Origin of the sequence: Macrococcus carouselicus (assembly GCF_004359515.1) — a bacterium.
Classification (GTDB): domain Bacteria; phylum Bacillota; class Bacilli; order Staphylococcales; family Staphylococcaceae; genus Macrococcus; species Macrococcus carouselicus.
Genome location: NZ_SCWD01000001.1, coordinates 937,925 through 953,142 on the forward strand (window position 1 = coordinate 937,925; position 15,218 = coordinate 953,142).

At 45.9% G+C, this 15,218-nt stretch carries 16 protein-coding genes; 3 read left to right on the plus strand and 13 right to left on the minus strand.

Going from position 1 to position 15,218, the window contains the following annotated elements; translation table 11 throughout:
• Window positions 1-50 precede the first annotated feature (50 nt).
• Window positions 51-596: a CvpA family protein gene (locus ERX40_RS04750; protein WP_133417346.1), complete on the minus strand. Its 546-nt coding sequence runs from the start codon at window positions 594-596 to the stop codon at window positions 51-53.
• Entirely contained in the window at window positions 589-855 is a 267-nt protein-coding gene (gene zapA, locus ERX40_RS04755) for a cell division protein ZapA (RefSeq protein WP_133417347.1), read from the minus strand. The genes ERX40_RS04750 and zapA overlap by 8 nt, the downstream gene beginning before the upstream one ends.
• A 94-nt stretch (window positions 856-949) precedes the next feature.
• Here zapA and rnhC point away from each other — a divergent pair, with 94 nt between their 5' ends.
• Together rnhC and ERX40_RS04765 are read left to right on the plus strand one after the other, a co-directional pair.
• Window positions 950-1,867 carry a ribonuclease HIII gene (rnhC, locus tag ERX40_RS04760; protein ID WP_133417348.1) on the plus strand — a complete coding sequence of 306 codons (918 nt, stop codon included), beginning with the start codon at window positions 950-952 and terminating at the stop codon, window positions 1,865-1,867.
• Window positions 1,868-2,032: 165 nt separating this feature from the next.
• Window positions 2,033-4,285 (plus strand): ATP-binding cassette domain-containing protein, encoded by a 2,253-nt coding sequence (locus ERX40_RS04765; RefSeq protein ID WP_133417349.1) that lies wholly within the window; start codon window positions 2,033-2,035, stop codon window positions 4,283-4,285.
• A gap of 20 nt (window positions 4,286-4,305) precedes the next feature.
• On the opposite strand, the gene ERX40_RS04770 is transcribed toward ERX40_RS04765, so the two are convergent.
• From ERX40_RS04770 to ERX40_RS04805, 9 genes are all read right to left on the minus strand, one after another.
• Complete coding sequence (locus tag ERX40_RS04770; RefSeq protein WP_165980661.1) at window positions 4,306-5,001, minus strand: M15 family metallopeptidase; 696 nt, start codon at window positions 4,999-5,001, stop codon at window positions 4,306-4,308.
• 153 nt (window positions 5,002-5,154) lie between these two features.
• On the minus strand, window positions 5,155-7,548 hold the full coding sequence (pheT, locus tag ERX40_RS04775) for a phenylalanine--tRNA ligase subunit beta (protein WP_133417351.1): 2,394 nt from the start codon (window positions 7,546-7,548) through the stop codon (window positions 5,155-5,157).
• The gene (gene pheS, locus ERX40_RS04780; RefSeq protein ID WP_133417352.1) at window positions 7,535-8,605 is read right to left on the minus strand and encodes a phenylalanine--tRNA ligase subunit alpha; all 1,071 of its coding nucleotides are present in this window, start codon (window positions 8,603-8,605) and stop codon (window positions 7,535-7,537) included. The genes pheT and pheS overlap by 14 nt, the downstream gene beginning before the upstream one ends.
• Before the next feature lie 552 nt (window positions 8,606-9,157).
• Window positions 9,158-9,298 (minus strand): hypothetical protein, encoded by a 141-nt coding sequence (locus ERX40_RS11220; protein WP_165980662.1) that lies wholly within the window; start codon window positions 9,296-9,298, stop codon window positions 9,158-9,160.
• A 1-nt stretch (window position 9,299) separates the two neighbouring features.
• On the minus strand, window positions 9,300-9,824 hold the full coding sequence (locus tag ERX40_RS04785) for a hypothetical protein (protein ID WP_133417353.1): 525 nt from the start codon (window positions 9,822-9,824) through the stop codon (window positions 9,300-9,302).
• A 61-nt stretch (window positions 9,825-9,885) separates the two neighbouring features.
• Window positions 9,886-10,404 (minus strand): hypothetical protein, encoded by a 519-nt coding sequence (locus tag ERX40_RS04790; RefSeq protein ID WP_133417354.1) that lies wholly within the window; start codon window positions 10,402-10,404, stop codon window positions 9,886-9,888.
• Between the two features lies 1 nt (window position 10,405).
• Window positions 10,406-10,924, minus strand: coding sequence for a hypothetical protein (locus ERX40_RS04795; protein ID WP_133417355.1), 519 nt, complete (start codon window positions 10,922-10,924; stop codon window positions 10,406-10,408).
• Window positions 10,925-10,938: 14 nt separating this feature from the next.
• Complete coding sequence (locus ERX40_RS04800) at window positions 10,939-11,358, minus strand: hypothetical protein (RefSeq protein ID WP_133417356.1); 420 nt, start codon at window positions 11,356-11,358, stop codon at window positions 10,939-10,941.
• 82 nt (window positions 11,359-11,440) lie between these two features.
• Complete coding sequence (locus ERX40_RS04805; protein ID WP_133417357.1) at window positions 11,441-12,184, minus strand: TrmH family RNA methyltransferase; 744 nt, start codon at window positions 12,182-12,184, stop codon at window positions 11,441-11,443.
• Between the two features lie 118 nt (window positions 12,185-12,302).
• Between ERX40_RS04805 and ERX40_RS04810 the strand changes: the two genes are divergently transcribed.
• Complete coding sequence (locus ERX40_RS04810) at window positions 12,303-13,691, plus strand: dihydrolipoyl dehydrogenase family protein (protein WP_133417358.1); 1,389 nt, start codon at window positions 12,303-12,305, stop codon at window positions 13,689-13,691.
• 23 nt (window positions 13,692-13,714) lie between these two features.
• On the opposite strand, the gene ERX40_RS04815 is transcribed toward ERX40_RS04810, so the two are convergent.
• Window positions 13,715-13,999 (minus strand): DUF3784 domain-containing protein, encoded by a 285-nt coding sequence (locus ERX40_RS04815; protein ID WP_133417359.1) that lies wholly within the window; start codon window positions 13,997-13,999, stop codon window positions 13,715-13,717.
• A complete protein-coding gene (locus tag ERX40_RS04820; RefSeq protein ID WP_133417360.1) occupies window positions 13,996-15,066 on the minus strand; it encodes a M42 family metallopeptidase in 1,071 nt (356 codons plus the stop codon). Before ERX40_RS04820 ends, ERX40_RS04815 begins: the two co-directional genes overlap by 4 nt.
• Between the last annotated feature and the right edge of the window lie 152 nt (window positions 15,067-15,218).

Consider the following 15,218-nt stretch of genomic DNA (forward strand, 5'->3'; position numbering starts at 1 on the left):
GATATAACCTCCAAAATAAAAGCCATAGACTTATGCCTATGACTTATGGTCTAAAAAATATGAATAAGGGCAATGTGCTGAAACCAGTCGATGGCACGATTGCTTAATATAGGAGTATATTCAATGATAGCACGCGCCAGATGACTTGACTGAATACGTTCCTGAACGGCAGGTGCCGGTATCATCGCAATGAAGAAAAAGATAATGAATAGCAGCAGATAGCTTTCGATAAACCCGAGCAGTGAACCCAGGCTCTTGTTCAGCTGTTTGAGCAGTGGCAGCTGAGCGATATAATCGAAGACTGTCGCCACCATCTGCAGCATCACTTTACTGACTAAGAATAAAAAGATGAAGCTGATGATGTTATAGAATGCCTGCTCACCGTCCTGCCAGTTGATCAGGACTTCAGGTGTATCGCCCGCTGCCGGATAAGGCACAATCAGTTCCAGCTTCTCTGCAAGCGACTGGTAGAATATACGCGCGATGATCAGTGCACCCATTGTACCGATCAGATGCATGGACTGGAGAATGAAACCTCTTCTCAGACCCACAATAGAACCCAGTATTAAAAAGAATAGTAAAATAATATCAATCATGTCTTTGACCTTCTGCTTCTAGTTTATGTAATAACAGTTCGTAATCTTCCTGCAGCTTCACGTAATCATCCATAATGTTGACTGCCGTCAGCACGGCTTTCCTGGATGTATCAAGACCTGCATTGTATCTTGAGATATCACGTATACGCGCATCTACAAGTCCCGCCACATAGCGGATGTGACTCGGATCGTCTTCTCCGATAATCGTATACTGCTGATCATAGATAGAAACGGTGATTCTATTTTTAAATTCTCCCATACGATATCACTCCACTGTGCGTCATTTAATATATATGGTACCATTTTTTATAAGGATTAGACAATAAAAATACGCTTATAATGAGGGATTTACTGTGAGTACTGTCGTTAAAATGATGGCAAAAAAGGAAATAGAGGATTTACTGAAGAAAGTAAAGCATGAAACAGGGGACCTGCCACCCGGTATGGTCGCGCGGGCAAAGGTCCAGGGACATACCCTAACCGTCTACCGGTCGAATAAGGTGATGATTCAGGGCCGGGATGCAGAAAATCTTGCAGCAGGCCTGCTCGGCGTTGTTCCTGAAAAGAAGTCAGCCCCTGGAACAGCGGCACAGACGACTGATTATGATCTGTACAGCTGCATTGGTTCAGATGAAGCAGGTTCAGGCGATTACTTCGGCCCGATGACCGTTGTCGCAAGCTATGTCTCGAAGAAAAATGCGGAAATCTTAAAGCTGCTCGGCGTCATGGACTCCAAAAACCTGAAGGATTCTAAAATCGTCCAGCTCGCTGAACAGATCATCCCGATGATTCCCCACTCTTTGCTTGTACTCGACAATCCTAAATATAATGAACAGAAAGCGCGCGGCTGGAGCCAGGTCAAGATGAAAGCAGTGCTGCACAATCAGGCGATAATGAACGTCCTCAGGAAAATTGACAAACGACCGGACTATATTGTGATCGACCAGTTCGCCGTGCAGGGAGTCTATGAGAACTACGCCCTGACCCCTATCCCGGAACGCGAGATTACCCGTTTCGAGACAAAAGGTGAATCGAAATCCATCGCCATCGCCGCGAGCTCCATTATCGCAAGATACGCCTTCATCAAATGGATGGACCAGATTGAAAAGGAGACCGGACTCGCCATCTACAAGGGTGCGGGTGCGAAAGTCGACCTCCAGGCAGCGAAGATCATCGAACGGAAGTCACTGGATTACCTTGATAAAGTGACAAAGAAAGATTTTAAGAACAGAACGAAAGCACTGACTCTGATTGAAAGGAAGCGATCATAATGGAACCTATCTATCTTGGTGCAGGACTTAGTATTATCGCCTACCTGTTATGGTATATCTCACAGCAAATAGGGAAAAGGAGAAAGTGAGCTAGAATTCAGGTGCCTGGCAGTCAAGATACTCGGGAACATGAACGGCAAACCTGTATAGAAAGGACTTTTCCTCATGAATAATATCATCATTAAAGGTGCGAAACAGAACAACCTGAAAAACATCGATATAGAAATCCCTAAAAACAAGCTCACAGTCTTCACCGGACGCTCAGGCTCGGGTAAATCATCCCTTGTCTTCAGCACGATTGCAGCTGAGTCTGAACGTCTGCTAAATGAAACATATTCTTCCTATATTCAGTATCAGCTGACACAGTATGCGAAACCAGAGGTGGATAAGATAGAGAATCTCCCCGTCTCGATGGTCATCAGCCAGAAACGACTCGGCGGTAACTCACGTTCCACAGTTGGCACCATCTCAGACATCTACTCAGCAGTCCGGCTGCTCTGGTCACGGGTCGGACAGCCGTTCGTCGCCTATTCCAATGAGTTCTCCTTCAATAATCCAACCGCTATGTGCCAGACGTGTCAAGGTCTCGGTTATGTCGAGGACATTGATATCGATGAACTGCTGGATTATGACAAGTCACTGAATGAGAATGCTATCAACTTCCCGACATTCGGACCGAATCACTGGCGCGGCAAACGCTATACATTCTCAGGTCTATTTGATAATGATAAAAAGTTAAAGGATTATACGGCTGAAGAGATGGATACCCTGCTCTATACAGCACCGAAGAAACTGAAGGATGCACCAGAGAAATGGCCGAAGACCGCTAAATTCGAAGGAGTCATTCACCGCTTCCGCCGTAACTTTCTTATCAATGACGGCTTCGAGAAGAAACGGTGGATCAATGACGTCAATCGTGTCGTCACCGAACAGACATGTCCCGACTGTCACGGCAAACGACTGAACGCGCGCATCTTGAGCTGTAAGATTAACCATCTTGATATCGCTGACTTCACGAATATGACGATTTGTGAAGAGATTGACTTCCTGGACCAGATCAATGATGATAAGGCTGCCTATATCATCAGACCACTGAGAGAACAGCTGCAGTCACTTGTAGATATCGGACTCGGCTATTTGACGTTATCACGGGAGACACCTACCCTGTCAGGCGGTGAGTCGCAGCGTATCAAGCTAATCCGTCATCTTAACAGTCCACTGACCGACCTGGTCTATATCATTGATGAACCCAGTGTCGGACTACATCCGGAAGATATCAAGAATATTAACAGTATCATTAGGTCCATCCGCGATAAGGGGAATACCGTACTCGTCGTGGAGCATGATCCAGACATCATCAAGACAGCGGATCATATTGTCGATATCGGACCCGGCGCCGGAAAACACGGAGGTACCATCACTTTTGAAGGGACCTATCAAGAACTGCTGAAGTCGGATACAGCGACAGGACATGCGTTGAAGCAGCAGCATCAGCTGAAAGAACCGAAGACACCAGCGGCGTTTATACATCTCAACAATATCTCTAAGAATAACTTAAAGAATATTTCAGTCGATATCCCGAAGCGTGCCATCACGACTGTGACCGGGGTGGCAGGTTCAGGGAAAAGCACACTGATCAAGACCGGCTTCAGACATCAGGATAAGACTATCACCATCGACCAGAAAGCGGTGCATGCATCCAACCGGTCCAATCTTCTCACCTATACCGATATTTTTGATGACGTGAGAGCTTTCTTCAGCAAGGAGACCGGTCTGAAGAAAAGTCTGTTCAGCTATAACTCAGAAGGTGCCTGCCCGAACTGTAATGGTAAAGGGGTACTGAAGACCGAGCTTGCCTTTATGGCGGACTTCTCGCAGATCTGTGAAGTCTGTAACGGCACGCGGTACAAACCGGAAGTACTGGCAGCGACCGTTGACGGTTATTCCATCGCAGACGTGCTGAAACTGACAGTCGATGAAGGCATTGATTACTTCAGTGACCATGACAGAATCACTGAGACACTCCACTCCTTACAGGCCACAGGACTCGGCTATATGACGCTCGGCCAGTCACTTGATACATTATCAGGCGGTGAAGTCCAGCGCGTCAAACTGAGTAAATATCTGATTGAAAAGGTCACTGACCATATCTTTATCTTCGATGAGCCGACGACAGGTCTCCACGAGGAAGATATTCATGTGCTGGTCACACTGTTCAACCAGCTGGTTGACCAAGGTAATACGGTTATTTTGATCGAACATAATTTAACGATGATGACAGCAGCAGACTGGATCATCGATATGGGACCGGAAGCGGGACAGCACGGCGGCGAACTCCTTTATAGTGGTCTGCCGGCTGGTCTTCTGGACGTTAAAGACAGCTATACTGCTCGTCATTTAAAACGATATATTAAATAAAGGTAAGGACCATGTGGCCCTTACCTTTTGTATTTGCACAGCGCACCATTCACTTGATACTGACCTGCACTCAGTTTCCTGCGGCCGGCGATACCGAGGTATTCTTCTAGTGTGATATTGTCCTTTTTTATACGCGTCGCATGTGTCACGCCGACATAGCGGATATGCCAAGGTTCATACATAAAACCAGTGATGGCTTCTTTGCCTTTTAAATATCTGACGATGAAACCATAACGCTGACCATTCTCCCGGATGAATTTTGATGCTGCTGTATATTCAAAGGCTGTATTCAGCGTGCCGTAATTCGTGCCGTCTCTAATATCCATCGCCAGGCCAAGCTGATGTTCACTTGTACCGGGCTTAGCTGAAATCTTTGAGGCATAGCTGAAGCCGTAAAGATTGATGTAATCATTATACAGTTGTTTCTGCACCGCATAACTTCTATAACCATAGGCGCCCGGCGTACCGACAACATCCAGAACAATCCCCTTTTTCAAGGCTGCTGCCCTCATCTTCTGATAACTCCGGATCATCGTCTTGTTCGCACCAGGGTGATAGCTTTTTGCCATACCATATTGCTTGTTAGCAATAGGCAGCCCCTCAATTTTATAAAACTGCTTGTTGTAGCTGACATTTATTTTACAAGATGCTGCCTCTGCCTCGTGCCCTGTTGCCAGGACCGACAGACTGATCAGCCCCGCTAAAATACGTTTCATCTTCATCCCCCTTTTTTGTGTCATTATAGCAAATATATTGAAGAAGACCGAACACCTTTGTTGATGTTCGGCCTTCAAATTCTCACAAATATTACTGGCGATCAAGTTTGATGAACGCTGCTGATTCATGTCTCTCAATTTCAAAACTCTTAATTAACCGCGGAGTTTCGCACCTGCCTGCGTCAAGTTGTCAAGGACCTGATCGACAACCGGCTGAATATCCGCGTCTTTTAATGTCTCTTCCGGGTTCAGGAATTCCATACGGATCGCAACTGATTTCTTATCTTCAGCGATATGCTCGCCTTCATACACATCAAAGACCATTGCGCGCTGCAGATACTTGTTGTCTGCACTCATGATGATGTCAATCAGTTCGCCTGTCTCGCGTGTCCGTTCCACTTCAAGCGCGATATCACGGGAGATGCCCGGGAATTTCGGGATCATATGATACTTCACGGCACTTGTCTCTTCTAATATACGCTGTAAATTCAGTTCGAAGACATACGTCTCTTTTAAGTCATGCTCGCGTTCAATGAGTGGATGCAGCTGACCGATGAAGCCGATGACTTCGCCGTTCAGGAGAACTTGAGCACTGCGGCCGGGATGCAGTTCCGTGACATCTGCACGCTCGTAAGTGAACTGCACACTTAATTTAGCAGCTAATGCTTCGACGATCCCTTTGATGACGAAGAAATCAACCGCTTCGACTTTACCCTGCCATTCAGTCGCGCTGAACTGGCCGGTAATGATACCCGCTAATTTCTCTGTCTCAACCGGCTGCGCTGCACCGCGGCCACGGAAGACGTTGCCGATTTCGTATAACGCGACGTCTTTCAGCTGACGGGCATTGTTATACTGCACGGCATCGATTAAATGCGGCAGCAGGCTTTGACGAAGAACGGCATGATCCGCACTCATTGGCATCATCAGCTTAACTGTTTCTTCTGTCTGTTTCGTGAACTGCTGTGCTTTTTCTTCAGACACGAGCGCATAAGTGATCGCCTGGTTCAGCCCCAGTCCTTCAAGCAGTGATTTTACTGCACGGCGTTTCGCCTGGTAAGCTGTCAGACCGATACGTTTACTGGCATGCGTCACAGGTAACGTTGACGGCAATTCGTCGTAACCGTAGATACGCGCCACTTCCTCGATCAAGTCTTCCTTGATCGTGATGTCACCGCGTCTTGTCGGCACATGGACGTTGAACGCGTCACCGTCCACCTGGCTGTCGAAGCCGAGTCGTTCAAAGATAGTCTTGATTTCTGTATTGGAGAGGTCAAATCCGATCAGGCCGTTCACTTCATCAGTCGTGATCTGCACCGTCACTTCAAGGTCAGGCAGTTCTCCTGCTGAGACAATACCCGCAAGCACGTTGCCGTTCGCATGTTCCTGCAGCAGGAATGCGGCACGGTCAAGTGCCATGTTCACGCGCTCAGGTGCGACGCCTTTTTCAAAGCGGCTGGATGCTTCTGAACGCAGACCCGTCTGACGGGACGTCTTACGGACATGGACCGGGTTGAATAATGCTGATTCAATGACAACGTTCTTCGTCTCCTCTGTCACTTCAGAGAAATCACCGCCCATGACACCCGCCAGCGCAATCGGTGCAGTGCCGTTCGTCACAACGATATCTTCAGCAGTCAGCACGCGTTCCTTGTCGTCAAGCGTCGTCATCTTCTCACCTGCCTCAGCATAGCGGACAACGATTTTCTGTGAACCGATTTTGTCAGCATCGAACATATGAAGCGGCTGACCGAGCTCCATCATGACATAGTTGGAGACGTCGACGACATTGTTGATCGGACGCACGCCTGCTTTGATGAGACGCATCTGCATCCATGTCGGAGACGGCTTGATTTCCACATTTCGGACGACACGCGCTGCATAATAAGGAGAAGCATCAGCATCCTCAATCGTCACCGCAATCGCATCTGCTGCGTTCCCGGATTCCTCTAACTCTGCTTCAGGGAACTCAATCTCTTCTTCGTACAACGCACTCACTTCATAGGCAGAGCCGAGCATGCTCATCGCATCCGCACGGTTAGGCGTTAGACCGAACTCCATCACACCGTCTGCTAAGAGCAGTGCTTCAAGCGCATCAGTGCCCGGCGTCACTTCTTCAGGGAAATGGAAGATCCCTGTCTCATACTGTTCAGGTACCAGATTCTTCGGCAGACCGAGCTCGCCTAACGAACAGATCATCCCGTTTGATTCAACGCCGCGCAGTTTCGCGCGCTTGATCTTAACGCCGCCCGGCAGACGACCGCCCGGCTTGCAGACGATGACATACTGGCCCGCGTCGACATTCGGTGCACCGCAGACAATCTGCAGCGTCTCATCGCCGACATCCACAGTAGTCACATTCAGTTTATCGGCATCCGGATGTTTCTCCTTCGTCAGCACATGACCGACAACCAGGTTTTTGATATCTTTCGTATAATCGGTGATCTCTTCTACTTCAATCCCGCTTCTTGTGATCTTCTCGGCCAGCTCTTCAACCGGCACATTGACGCGGACAAATTCATTCAGCCATTCTTTACTGACTAACATGTTCACTACCTCCATCTTCTACTGCTTTGAACTGTTCAAGGAATCTAAGATCATCCGTATAGAAATGACGGATATCTTCAATACCGTATTTCAGCATCGCGATACGGTCCGGCCCCATACCGAAGGCAAAGCCTGAATACTTCTCTGAATCGAACCCCGCCATCTCTAGCACATTCGGGTGCACCATACCGGCACCGAGAATCTCGATCCAGCCTGTGCCCTTACAGACATTACATCCGGCTCCGCCGCACTTGAAGCATGAGATATCGACTTCAACAGACGGCTCCGTGAACGGGAAGAAACTCGGACGAAGACGGATCTCACGTTCAGCACCGAACATCTTCTTCGCAAATAATTCAAGCGTCCCTTTTAAATCACTCATCTTGATATTCTCATCAACAACCAGTCCTTCAATCTGTGTGAACTGATGACTATGCGTCGCGTCATCACTGTCACGGCGGTAAACTTTACCTGGACAGATAATCTTGACCGGACCTTGTCCTTTACGGCTTTCTAATGTTCTAGCCTGCACAGGAGATGTATGCGTCCGCATCAAGAGTTCTTCAGTGATATAGAAACTGTCCTGCATGTCACGTGCCGGATGCGACTTCGGCAGATTCAGTGCCTCGAAGTTATAGTAATCTGTCTCAACTTCGTAGCCTTCCACGACTTCATATCCTAGACCGATGAATAAATCCTCAAGCTCCTCGACAATCTTCGTTAAAGGATGCGCACTGCCGACATTGAACTGACGGCCCGGCAGAGAGATATCAATCGTCTCATTTGCCAGCTTATCATTGATCGCTTTGTCCTTCAGCTCCGTATCTTTCTCTGTCATCGCCGCTTCCACAGCCTGACGCGCCTCGTTCACGAGCTGACCGAACATCGGCTTCTCCTCGTTCGGCAGTGACTTCATCTCTTTCATCAATCCGGTGATAATCCCCTTCTTACCGAGATACTCCACCTTCACCTGTTGCAACGCTGCCGCATCACTCGCGTCATTCACTTTCGCCAGTGCTTCCTGCTGCAATGCACTTAACTTATCCTTAAGCTCCATCATAATCCTCCTAAAAAATTGATAAAAAAAAATAGCCCCACGTCCTACAAAGGGACGAAAGACTTCCGCGGTACCACCCAAATTTATGCCTAAGCATACACTTCATTCATGCGTAACGGGCAGGGACCGGCTTAACTTCTTATTAAGCAACCAAAAAGATGAAAAGAAACACAGCTCATGATGATCGTTGCACCATAGTCGACCACTCTCTGGACATAAACTATTAATCCCGTCTTTTTATCGGTTCAATATTCATTTCCTATTCATTATAGGAGATAATTAAAAGAGAGGCAAGTAGGGAAAATGATGGACCTACCTGAACAGTTGAAATGATGGGTGATGTGTCTAAAGTTATAAGCGATAAAGACGATTTATCGCTTATAACTATTCGATAAATTGCTGAAATCAAAAGTTATGATTGATAAACATAATTTATCGTTCATAACTCTGATGAATTTAGAGCTTGTGAAGAAGTAGCAACCTTGACTGTTTTCTGATAAATAATAAACAGCTGATAGCAGTAAAAGTCATCTCAGTTAAACGTGCAGAAGGTTATGCTCGGTAGTCATCCAGTTTAACAACCCGTGCGACATTCATGTTCTGCTTACGTTTCTTAGACTTTTTCATGATTTTCCCTTTAGTACTGAACTCTTTGAACAATCCATCCCCATTGTAAAAGTTGTGCTTAGTCATCTTATATTCCCCTACTATGTTCAGCTTCCCGATACACATCGACAATGCCATGATATTTCTTTTTGAGAGCTGAAATCGAATTCTTGTCCTGACTGACAATATCCATCACATCCGTACTCACGTAAAGCAACGAGCTTTCATTGTTAAATGTGATATATGCTTGTGGATGGCCATTTTTTATCTTCATACAATAGTTGATAAGTTCATCTTTCTTGATTCTTTCAATTTGAGCTAGTACAAATTGAAATTCATGGTCTTCTGAATCAATGGATAGTTCTTTCCAGTTAGTGATGGTAAAAATTTTTCCAATCCCCGTTTTCTCTTTAACAAAATTCAGTTCAAAAGAATAGCCTACCAGAACGGTCATCGTTAGTTGTGAATCTCTAAATATAGTGTGAATTAAATCCGTTACTACATTTTTATCTAGGTTGTCCCACAAAAACCTCACTCTCTTTTCAGAATGAACTTGAAAAAATGGAGTCATACCATCTGGATTGATATTGATTTCATTCATAATAGCTGACATATTATCCCACTCCTCTTTCCATTACTCAAATATAATAACAAGGACTATGATGAAAATAATTCTAAAATCGCTTTGATTTATTCGCCTTCAGTCGCTGCTGGACGTACTGAGCATTACTCATAAATATCAGTGTCCACATGCCTAAAAATGGTAACATGGATTGACTCTGGAGGTCTCTTGTATAACTGATGCAAAAATAAAGCAAGCTGCCGAATAGCCAGATAATCAGTACAGTGACGTACGGCCATGCGCTTTTACGCCGTTTAGCAAACATTCTCAGTTCAGATGACAATGTCAGCACCAGAAAAGGACCGATCAGTGACAGAAAGAACAGATTACTTCTAAATGAGTCCAGTGCTTCTAAATGTTTCTGCTTGTCGAGCGGTAACTGATAAAAGCTGTCTGTATAAACGTCATGGGTTAAATTGTAGATCAGCCACGCAATCATAATCAATGCGCAAGGTATCCCTACCAATGTCTTATGGGACTGATACATTGCATAACTGATCGGCGCCTTCGGTCTGAAGAAGTTCGTTATGTAGTCATGAATGATTTCTTTCCAGGTCAATTCTCTCGCCATATCAATACTCCTTCCTCAGCCGTTCAGTCTTCTCTTTTCTAAGTGCACGGTCATTACTGAAAAAATGGTTAAATGAAAAAAAGATTAATACTAAGAAATCTGTATTCATCTGTTCCATTTTATACATGCTAAATACAAATAACAAAGAGGCCACCAGTGAGCCGATCAGCACCATGAGATAGCGTGTAGGCTTCTTTTTTCTGGCATAGAACATTCTGATTTCACTCGGCAAAGAAGGTAGCTGCAGGAAAAATATCAGAATAGTTAGATAGATGCCCATCACGAACGACTCATTCACTTTAAGTTCATGATACTTCTTTAGCGGCATATCAAAATCTATGGTCGTAAATAAATCCAGTTGCTGGCCAACCAAGATGAATAGGACAACCCCTATCGTTGAGATCAGCAATGTGATCCACCGATGTTTGTCATACATCTCTTCTGTGATAGGTGCCTTCGGTCTGAAGAAGTTGTTAAAATAATCTTTGTAAGCTTCTTGCCATGTTATTTTTTTCTCCATTTACATCCTCTTCTCTATTTTAAAAAGTAGTTTCCCATTGTAGTTAAAGAAGGTATCAAGAGTAAGATTAAGACAATATCTAAACGAACTTCTTGATGTGTGACTAGACAGAGTACCAGGTAAATGAAAAGTCCTATAAATCCAAGGCCATGCAGAACATTAAAGAACAGGGGTGATCGACCTCTAGCATAAAACATCCTTACATGAACAGCATAAGTCAGAACAAAATTCACCAGAAAATAACTGATAAACACTGCAATCATCGCAGGACCTTGTCCATCAAATAACAACAAACCTATATACGTCAGTAATAAGAATGGTAATGACAGTATTCTGCCAAACTGTTCGAGCTTTATAAATTCTTCATATTGAATAGGGGCTGTTGTATTTGTAAAGTGACGACTGTATGCATACCATTTTTCCTTGAACTTCATAAAAAAACACCTCTATCGTTTATTTACAGTATAAACGATAGAGGTGGATTAAAATAACATTTTCTGCATTTTTAAGGAAAATTTAAGATGACTTCAAGTGATACATCAGAATGCCGGCACAGACCGCGACATTTAAGCTTTCTGCCTGCCCATATATCGGCACGAATAGATTCTCATCTGTTTCTTTCAAGATGAGTTCATCTACGCCCTGCCCCTCGTTCCCCAGGACCAGAATGAATGCCTTACTCAGCTCGACTTCTTTGTAGTTCTGACCGTTTTTCAGGGACGTGCCGTAAATCTTGCCGTTGAAATTTTTTCTGATATCATGGAAGTCCGCTTCAATGACGGGAATATGGAAGACACTGCCCTGACTCGAACGCAGTACTTTGTCATTATAGATATCTACTGTCCCTTTAGAGATGACGACACCGTCATATCCTGCAGCATCTGCTGTACGGATAATCGTTCCGACGTTGCCTGGATCCTGAATGCGGTCAAGGTAGATCAGCTGCTTGAAGTCAGTGAGACTGTGTTCCGGCATCTGACAGACTGCATAGATGCCCTGCGGCGATTCTGTCTGTGACAGTTTCTCTGCGATTTTGAAGGTGATCTGGAACTGTTCCTTGCTGCCTGCTGTCATCTCCTCTGAGATATCGTCCGGATTCACACTCAGGATGGTCTCGACTTCAAGTCCGCTTTTCACCGCTTCTTCAACCAGGTGATAGCCTTCCACTAAAAACTGCTGTGCTTTCTTACGGTCTTTTCTCGTGTGCAGCTTGGCAATATTCTTGATTCTCGTGTTCTGTACTGATTCAATGAGTTCCATCTTTTCACGCCTCCGATTTCTTGGTTATCTTCATTATAGCGTAATTCGCTTTTTCCTTACAGATGGATTAAGAATCCATAAAAAGGGAACAGAGAGATATGACACTTAAGGAGGTTCTATCATGAACTATGACGTTATTTTTATCGGCAGCGGCCATGCAGCATGGCACGCAGCTGTCGCTCTGACACAGGCTCAGAAGAAAGTCGCATTGATCGAGAAAGACACACTGGCAGGGACTTGTACGAACTATGGCTGTAATCCGAAAATCCTGCTGGAAGGTCCATTTGAAATACTTGAAGACATGGAACGTCTCGGTGATATATTTGAACACCAGCCGGCAGTCAACTGGGAGAATCTGATGCGCTACAAACACGAAGTCATCGATCCGCAGAAAGATGGACTCGAGAAGTTATTCAGCAAGATGGGCATTGATATCATTTCCGGTCATGGCGTCATCAAAGATAAACATACTGTATCGGTTGATGGTGTGGACTACGGGACAAAATATATCGTCATCGCGACAGGACAGCGCAGCCATTTCCTTGATGTGACAGGCAAGGAATATCTGCATGATAGTCGTGACTTTATGGATCTAGAGTCTTTTCCAGAACACATCACGTTTATCGGTGGCGGCTACATCAGTATCGAATTCGCTTCAATCGCCAGCAAGTTCGGGTCAGAGGTGCATGTCATCAGTCACTCCGACCAGATTTTAAAACCTTTCCATCAGCCGTATGTCAAAAAACTGGCTGACAAACTCACCAAAGAAAATGTGACGTTTCACTATAATGAAGAGACAGCGCGCATTGAGAAGACTGAAACCGGCTATAAGCTGACGACTGAGTCAGGCCTCGTGATTGACACGGACTATATTGTCGATGCAACAGGACGTATTCCGAATGTGGAGAACATCGGACTCGATGAATTAGGAATCGCATACAGCAAGAAAGGCATCAAAGTCAACAAACACCTGCTCACCTCTGTCGATAATATTTATGCCAGCGGGGATGTCCTCGATAAAGAAATTCCGAAGCTCACGCCGACTGCCACCTTTGAATCCAATTATATCGCCCTGCAGATCATGGCACGGGAAGCAAACTTACTTAACCCTGTCAAAGCACTGGAACTACTGCCTATCAAATATCCGGCTATTCCATCTGTCGCCTATACATTGCCCCGCATCGCACAGGTGGGCATGCCTATCGCAGAAGCAGAAGAAAAAGGTTATAAAATCAAGACCATCAAGTTCGGAGAGAATCTCCGCTTTGAATATAAGAATGAAACAGATGCTGAGATGGTCATTGCCCTGGATAACAGAAAACATGTGGCAGGAGCAGCGATTTATGGTCACGCAGCAGATGACCTCATCAATATCATGACTTTCATTGTCGAGAAGAAGATGTCGGCACGTGAACTGAACATGATGATCTTTGCCTTCCCAAGTGCCTCAAGCGGCATTTTAGATCTGCTGAAAGTACAGATGCTGGATATTGATATTGAGCTATAAAAAAAGACTGCCGCGGCAGTCTTTTATTTTTTGACGATATCCGTAAAGTTAACGGCAGTGACAAAGAGTATGATGAGCAGGCCGAACAGCACCGTCAGCATGACTGCATTCAATGCCGTGAATTCCATCAGGGCACAGTACAGTGCTGCTGCCAGCATGAGAACACCGGTCAGCCGGCAGAGTTTCTTTTCATCGTAGCGTGCCTTCTGTTCCGCTGACATCGTGTTGAAGCCGGCAATCAGAAACGAGCCACGCCCGCTCATCAGATAGCAGGCGAAGAGTGTGAAGAGCAGAACGATGACTATCATGCCAATCCCTCGTACGTCTGGTCAATGATCTGGTCAGCCAAGTCATCTGTCAGCTCTGCGAGGACAGCGTTGATGAGGCTAAGCGCATCGTTATAGTCACGGCGGTTCATCATCGAGACGTTCGAATGGATGTAACGGGTCGGCACACCGATTGTGATAGCCGGTATACCGTCGAAGCTCTGTGCGATATGGCCGGCATCTGTGTAGCCGCCTGTCAGATAATCGAACTGCACCTTGATGCCATGCTTCTCCGCAACGTCCGTCACGAACTGTCTGAACGTTGGATGCCCGATATGCCACGCATCGACAAGCACGATGATCGGCCCGTCGCCCATCTTGGCATTCCCTGTCATCCCCGGTGTCTTCGCACAGATGCCGACGTCCAGTGCGATGGCGAGTGACGGTTTCACTTTATGGGCCGCTGTCTTCGCGCCGCGTGATAGTGTCTCCTCCTGCGTCACTGCCCCTGAGTAAAGCGTGATATGGGGTTCAGGATTATCTCTCAATGCTTCAACCGCGAGCGCGCAGCCGAAACGGTTATCCCATGCTTTAGCGAGTAAGTAATCAGGATTTGTCATCACCTCAAACTCACTGTACGGCGTAATCGGGTCCCCGATACGTACACCTGCTGCAAGTGCTTCCTCTCTGCTATTCACCCCGATATCAATGAACATATTGCTGACTTCTGCCGCCAGTTCCTTTTCTTTGACCCCGAGAACATGCGGCGGCTTGCCGCCGATGACGCCGCGTACATCTCCTTTACTGCCGGTGATCGTCACTTTCTGGCTCAGCATGACGTTTGCCCACCAGTAGCCGAGATTCGTAAACTGTATAAAGCCGTCATCCGTGATCGCCGTCACCATAAAACCGATCTCGTCCAGATGACCGGCGAGCATAATGGCATGCCGGCCGCTCCCTTTACGGCCGAAAATGCTGCCGGTATTATCAGTGATCACATCGTCCGCAAGCGGCTCCAGATATTCACGCATCAGATTCGTCATCGGCCGTTCAAAGCCGGATACTGCATTGCAGTCTGTCAGTCTTTTGAATAAGTCCAGTTGTTCCATCGTCATCCCCCTTTTTGTTAATTTAAGTATAGCATGATTAAATTTTAGTTTTTAGAATATTTCGTCATAAATGGTCTGTATTTTCCTGCAGTTTATGATGAAACACCGGCAGAAAATGAAATTCTGCAGGAAAGCCCTACCTCTGCCGGTTT

Coding starts and splice junctions, on each gene's coding strand:
- ERX40_RS04750 (WP_133417346.1), bottom strand. CDS start 596: ATGATTGATATTATTTTACTATTCTTTTTAATACTGGGTTCTATTGTG.
- zapA (WP_133417347.1), bottom strand. CDS start 855: ATGGGAGAATTTAAAAATAGAATCACCGTTTCTATCTATGATCAGCAG.
- ERX40_RS04765 (WP_133417349.1), top strand. CDS start 2,033: ATGAATAATATCATCATTAAAGGTGCGAAACAGAACAACCTGAAAAAC.
- ERX40_RS04770 (WP_165980661.1), bottom strand. CDS start 5,001: ATGAAACGTATTTTAGCGGGGCTGATCAGTCTGTCGGTCCTGGCAACA.
- pheT (WP_133417351.1), bottom strand. CDS start 7,548: ATGTTAGTCAGTAAAGAATGGCTGAATGAATTTGTCCGCGTCAATGTG.
- pheS (WP_133417352.1), bottom strand. CDS start 8,605: ATGGAGCTTAAGGATAAGTTAAGTGCATTGCAGCAGGAAGCACTGGCG.
- ERX40_RS11220 (WP_165980662.1), bottom strand. CDS start 9,298: ATGACTAAGCACAACTTTTACAATGGGGATGGATTGTTCAAAGAGTTC.
- ERX40_RS04785 (WP_133417353.1), bottom strand. CDS start 9,824: ATGTCAGCTATTATGAATGAAATCAATATCAATCCAGATGGTATGACT.
- ERX40_RS04790 (WP_133417354.1), bottom strand. CDS start 10,404: ATGGCGAGAGAATTGACCTGGAAAGAAATCATTCATGACTACATAACG.
- ERX40_RS04795 (WP_133417355.1), bottom strand. CDS start 10,924: ATGGAGAAAAAAATAACATGGCAAGAAGCTTACAAAGATTATTTTAAC.
- ERX40_RS04800 (WP_133417356.1), bottom strand. CDS start 11,358: ATGAAGTTCAAGGAAAAATGGTATGCATACAGTCGTCACTTTACAAAT.
- ERX40_RS04805 (WP_133417357.1), bottom strand. CDS start 12,184: ATGGAACTCATTGAATCAGTACAGAACACGAGAATCAAGAATATTGCC.
- ERX40_RS04815 (WP_133417359.1), bottom strand. CDS start 13,999: ATGATAGTCATCGTTCTGCTCTTCACACTCTTCGCCTGCTATCTGATG.
- ERX40_RS04820 (WP_133417360.1), bottom strand. CDS start 15,066: ATGGAACAACTGGACTTATTCAAAAGACTGACAGACTGCAATGCAGTA.